We start from the raw sequence: 4,812 nt of genomic DNA on the forward strand, positions 1-4,812 counted from the left end.
CAGAGTCATGTAGAGATTTAGCTTTACTCAACATAGCATCTACTTGCGCAGCATCATGCATGTCTAGTTGTGCTAAAGTTTCGCCTGTGTAAGCCTGGTTAACGGTTAATTGTTTGGTCATTTTTTCTAAGCGTCAAATTGTTTAAGATCATTTAATAAAGTTTTAGTATTTTGCGAATAATCAATTGGCAAGTCAATTAAGTGAACGCCGCCATCAGAGAAAGCCCTTTCCATAGTAGGAATCAGTTCTTCACTAGATTCAACCCTATGACCTGTAGCCCCATAACTTTGTGCATACATAACAAAATCTGGATTGTTAAAATCAAGGGCAAAATCTGGCAATTCTTGTACTGTTTGCTTCCATTTAATCATGCCATAACCACTATCATTAAAAATCAAAACCACTAGGTTTAAATTCAAACGAACGGCTGTTTCCAACTCCTGAGAATTCATCATAAAGCCGCCATCACCACACACGGCAAGTACTTGACGCTCTGGATACATCAGTGCACAAGCCATAGCAGATGGCAAACCGGCACCCATCGTTGCTAGCGCATTATCTAAGAGTAGGGTATTAGGTTCATGGGTATGGTAATGACGCGCAAACCACAGCTTAAACATGCCATTATCTAAAGACACAATACCATCAGCATCCACTACCTTTCTTACATCTGCCACGACTCGCTGCGGCACCATTGGAAATGAAGTGTCGTTATCTAGGGAGTGAATGGCATTACGCGTTTTTTCACGAATTGATTTTATCCAGTCTCGATTACACGCATAACACTCATTGAGTGCTTCATTAATACGATCCATCGAGTTGGAAATATTACCAACCACCTCAACCTGTGGGTAATAAATATCTTTAATTTGTGCCGAATGAAAATTAATATGGATCACTTGTTGATCATTGCCTTTCATGATAAAAGGGGGTTTTTCAATAATATCATGGCCGACGTTAATAATTAAATCAGCCTTTTTAATAGCTTCATGAACGTAATCTTTTGAAGAAAATGCGGCTGTTCCAATAAAATGAGAATCATCACCACTCAGCACACCTTTACCCATTTGCGTGTTAAAAAACATGATGCCGGTTTTATTAACAAAATCAGATAATGGTTTTCTAATGCGTTTACGATTAGCCCCCGCACCTACTAAAAGCAAAGGTCGTTTTGCGGCTTTAATCACATTTACTGCCTTTTCAATGGCACGATCACTAGCAAACACACGATGAATGGTCTGCCTAGGGAAAACTCTATCGTCTTCTACTTCTTCTCGAGCAATATCTTCTGGCAATTCAAGATGCACTGCACCGGGGCGCTCTTCTTCAGCAATTCTAAAGGCGCCACGCACTAGTGCTGGAATTTGGCGTCCATATATAATTTGATCAGAATCTTTCACCAAAGGCTCCATCATTCTGACAATATCCAAAATTTGAAACTTACCCTGCAAGCCCGCTTTGATTGGCTTTTGCCCAGTAATCACTACCAGTGGCATAGCGCCAAGTTGCGCATAGGCAATAGCGGTGACTAAGTTAGTAGCGCCGGGGCCGAGTGTTGCTAAACACACGCCCGCTCTACCCGTTAAACGCCCATACGTAGCGGCCATAAAAGCAGCTGCCTGCTCATGACGTGTCAAGATAAATTTAATCGAAGATCCACGAAGAGAATCTAATAAATCGAGATTTTCTTCACCAGGAATGCCAAAAATATACTCAACACCCTCATTTTCTAACGCTTTAACAAATAGATCAGATGCTTTCATGGTTTTCTCCTTCTGGGCAAATTGGGCATAGTTCATTCATGGGGATGGATTTTCCGTTAATTTGTACAATTCGAACATGGGTACGATTAAGCCTTCTCACTTCTTTAACACCGCAAGAGTGGGCAATGGTTTCAACTGTTTTAGTCATGTTATCTACATAATTTTTAACTTTCTCCGCTTTGCTTTTAGGGTTTAAGCCTTTTTGCAAGCGTTTATTATGCGTGGTAATTCCCGTAGGACAAGTGTTTTTATTGCATTTTAAAGATTGAATGCAACCAATAGCAAACATAAACCCACGTGCCGAGGTGACAAAATCAGCACCTGCACAAATCGCCCAAGCCACATCAGCTGGGGTGATCATTTTTCCTGAAGCGATTACTTTAATCCTATCCTCAAGACCACACTGCATAATAGTATCCACCACCAAAGGTAACGCCTCTTTAAGTGGCAAGCCAACATTATCCATGAGTGCCATGGGTGCTGCACCTGTGCCACCATCGCCACCATCAACGGTAATAAAATCAGGTGCCGAACCAGCACCACGCTTATTTACCTCAACTAACAAAGCCTCAAGCCATCTTGTATGACCAATCACCGTTTTAAAGCCAACCGGCTTTTTAGTAATATCTCGCACTCGATTAATCAAATCTAGCAGTTCACCCGCATTAGAGGCTTCAATATGTCGATTGGGTGAGATTGAATCTTGCCCTTCTGGAATATCTCTAATATTAGCAATTTCAGCAGTGATTTTAACACCAGGTAAAATACCACCCTTGCCTGGCTTAGCACCCTGAGACACCTTAAGCTCAAACATTTTGACTTGATCATGCTGGGCAACTTTTTTAAGCTTTTTTTGACTTAAGCTGCCATCTTCATTTCTAACACCATATTTAGCCGTACCAATTTGAAACACCAAATCCGCACCACCTTCTAGATGATAAGGACTCAACCCACCCTCACCTGTATTCATCCAACACCCTGCCTTTCTTGCGCCATTAGATAACGCTAAAACAGCTGGCTTGGAAATCGCACCATAACTCATGCCGGAGATATTAAAAATAGACTGAGCGGCGTAAGGATGCTCACTATATCCCTCGCCAATGGTAACAACTTTGGTTTTTACCGCATCACTGTCCAGCGTTGGAAAAGGACAATTTATAAAAATTGTCGATCCTGGCACGTTAAGATTTTTAGTAGAACCAAAAGCAATGGTATTGTCTTTGCCTTTTGAAGCACGATTTACCCATTCACGTTCAGCACGATTAAACGGCATTTCTTCACGATCCATGGCAAAGAAATATTGGCGAAAGAACTCACCCAAATTACTAAACAAATATCGAAAATGCCCAATCACCGGATAATTTTTTAAGATGGCGTTCTTACTCTGGGTAACATCAAATATAAATGTCAGAACAACCACTGCAAAAATCAGACCCAACAACCAAATAAACAAAACTGGCATTAGGTTTAAGATGGCGTTAAAAGTGTCAGATGCTGGCATTATTCCCCCGAATATTTGTTAAGCATCTTACGCCTAACAAATTACAATTTCAACCGCTAAAATAAAATAAATATTATTTACTGTACAAGGTAGATTTTAGAATCCGGATAAAAGGCCATCCAAGCAAAATAAAATCCTTGAATTGTTGGAATCACCCCTCCTTTTTGATTTTTAATTTGAGCTGATTTATTGGCACTATCCCACTCTAATATATAGCGCTTTCCATTGATTGTATCAGTAAATTGAACCTTGTCATTTTTATCTAGCTCGCTAAATGGATAAGCCTTGATTCTCTCACCATCAACCAGCCCAATCACGGTTTCTTTTGGATGAAACCGATCAGCATTAATACTCTTGCTAGGTGCAGGGAAATACAAAGATCTGCTGGCGCCATAACCAGCATATGGATTTTTTGTATAGTCACGACTATAGCCTGTATCAGTAGAAAGCACCAGCGTATTAGGGTGTTGCTCTTTCCAGCCACCCCAAGTTGTATGCGTACTGGCTAAAGCCTTTAGTTTTTCACCAACTAGTGGGCCGCTAACAGCTTTGGATAAAATTTGAGAAAATAATGATTTGGTTTTATTGTCATACAAAAGCACATCTGAATTGTACAACAATCCTGACACACCAAAACGTGAACGTTCGCCCGCTATGTCAGCTGAAAACACCGCGCCTGTCCCACATAAAGGACAATAGGTAACAGCAAAATAATGATCACCAATGCGATCGTTGACAATTTCATGCCAATTAAGAATGTTAATCGGATAAGCTTTAGCAACACCGTCTATCTCAAGCGCCAAGACTCGATCCTTATCTTTAACGAAATCAGCTTGATCTTGAGTGACAAATATTGGATTATCAATTGCTGGAATACCATCTTTTCCAGGACCACCAGATAATATCTCATCAACACTAATACTGGTATTTGATAAATCAAAGCCATTTTTAGATGGTGCATTTTGCGCATTACAAGCACTCAAGAAAAAACTAATACAACATACAATAGTCAATTGGCGCACAATACTTACAGCTTTTTATTTAATTTTTGACAAATTGATGTATCTATTGAGAATTTACCAGGTCCATAAATAATCGTAATTAACAGCATAATACCCCACAACTTATGATCATAAAAACCGCTCTGCCAAATAACTGGATACGAAATTACCGCAATAATATTAAAGAAAAACAACTTGGTCGCTATTAGCCTTGTTGCCAAACCAAGAATTAAAAATATTGGTAGAATTATCTCCACTGCAGTAGCCAGATAAGCCGCCAATTCCCAAGGAATTATTGGCACTTGGTATTCAGATTCAAATAAATACAAAGTACTGTCCCAAGAGTTTATCTTCAACCAGCCTGCTCGAAAAAATGCATCAGCTACGTATAAACGCACAAATAACTTAAAAATATCATCGGTATATTTATATATCCATGCAAACACTTTATTGTAAATATTAATTATTTTTTCCATTTTCAAACTCCTGTTTTGTTATTTTTTCAACAATCACGCTACCACCCTCTTTATAAAACTTTAAATAAAC

At 39.3% G+C, this 4,812-nt stretch carries 4 protein-coding genes; all 4 read right to left on the bottom strand.

Going from position 1 to position 4,812, the window contains the following annotated elements:
- Positions 1-126: 126 nt before the first annotated feature.
- The 4 genes from PSN35_RS06030 to PSN35_RS06045 all read right to left on the bottom strand — a co-directional run bounded on the left by PSN35_RS06030 (position 127) and on the right by PSN35_RS06045 (position 4,742).
- On the bottom strand, positions 127-1,764 hold the full coding sequence (locus tag PSN35_RS06030) for an acetolactate synthase large subunit (RefSeq protein ID WP_300030849.1): 1,638 nt from the start codon (positions 1,762-1,764) through the stop codon (positions 127-129).
- A complete protein-coding gene (locus tag PSN35_RS06035; protein ID WP_300030852.1) occupies positions 1,751-3,265 on the bottom strand; it encodes an FMN-binding glutamate synthase family protein in 1,515 nt (504 codons plus the stop codon). Before PSN35_RS06035 ends, PSN35_RS06030 begins: the two co-directional genes overlap by 14 nt.
- A 77-nt stretch (positions 3,266-3,342) precedes the next feature.
- The gene (locus tag PSN35_RS06040) at positions 3,343-4,287 is read right to left on the bottom strand and encodes a DUF3179 domain-containing protein (protein ID WP_300030855.1); all 945 of its coding nucleotides are present in this window, start codon (positions 4,285-4,287) and stop codon (positions 3,343-3,345) included.
- Positions 4,288-4,292: 5 nt separating this feature from the next.
- Complete coding sequence (locus PSN35_RS06045) at positions 4,293-4,742, bottom strand: DoxX family protein (RefSeq protein WP_300030858.1); 450 nt, start codon at positions 4,740-4,742, stop codon at positions 4,293-4,295.
- Positions 4,743-4,812: the final 70 nt, after the last annotated feature.

Source organism: Candidatus Thioglobus sp. (genome assembly GCF_028599055.1).
GTDB lineage: Bacteria > Pseudomonadota > Gammaproteobacteria > PS1 > Pseudothioglobaceae > Thioglobus_A.

Coding starts and splice junctions, on each gene's coding strand:
- PSN35_RS06030 (WP_300030849.1), bottom strand. CDS start 1,764: ATGAAAGCATCTGATCTATTTGTTAAAGCGTTAGAAAATGAGGGTGTT.
- PSN35_RS06035 (WP_300030852.1), bottom strand. CDS start 3,265: ATGCCAGCATCTGACACTTTTAACGCCATCTTAAACCTAATGCCAGTT.
- PSN35_RS06045 (WP_300030858.1), bottom strand. CDS start 4,742: ATGGAAAAAATAATTAATATTTACAATAAAGTGTTTGCATGGATATAT.